This is a genomic window from Oleiphilus sp. HI0128 (assembly GCF_001635365.1).
In genome coordinates, this window is sequence record NZ_LWGG01001437.1 from 1 (window position 1) to 575 (window position 575).

Genomic DNA, 575 nt, shown 5'->3' on the forward strand with positions numbered 1-575 from the left:
GTGTTCAAGCATTTCCAGGCAGGTGACGACGTCATAGGTGCCTGCTTCTTCGTCAGCAAGGGACTCTACGGTGATTTGTCGATAGTCAACTTCAACACCTGATTCAAGACCGTGTAGCCTTGCTACAGAAAGTGGGGCTTCACCCATATCAATACCCGTTACGTAGGCACCGCGCTGACATAGCCCTTCAGAGAGGATCCCACCGCCACAGCCGACGTCTACAACTTTTTTGCCGGGAAGGTGAGCGCGTTCATCAATATAGTTAAGACGAAGCGGGTTGATGTCGTGAAGCGGCTTAAACTCGCTTGATTTGTCCCACCAGCGACTAGCCAGTGCTTCGAATTTAGCGATTTCATTTGGATCGACGTTTTTTGCGGCTGTTTGGCTCATGTTTCTCTATTCGTGTGTTATAAATATTTCTAGAAGGCGTTTATTGTCAGCTTTCTGTCGACGAGCGAATTTTAGCTGCCCAGCTCTTGGCTTTAACAATAATTTCCTGCGTGTCCATATATTTTAGTTCGCCTTCTTCAAGAAGGAGTTTTCCGTTTACCCAGTTATGGCTTACTTGGTTGGAC

Annotated in this window: 1 protein-coding gene; it reads right to left on the bottom strand. The window is 47.1% G+C overall.

The window, feature by feature from the left end; genetic code table 11:
* A partial coding sequence (gene ubiG, locus A3763_RS23725; protein ID WP_068760628.1) for a bifunctional 2-polyprenyl-6-hydroxyphenol methylase/3-demethylubiquinol 3-O-methyltransferase UbiG occupies window positions 1-390 on the bottom strand: 390 nt, incomplete at its 3' end.
* Window positions 391-575 lie beyond the last annotated feature (185 nt).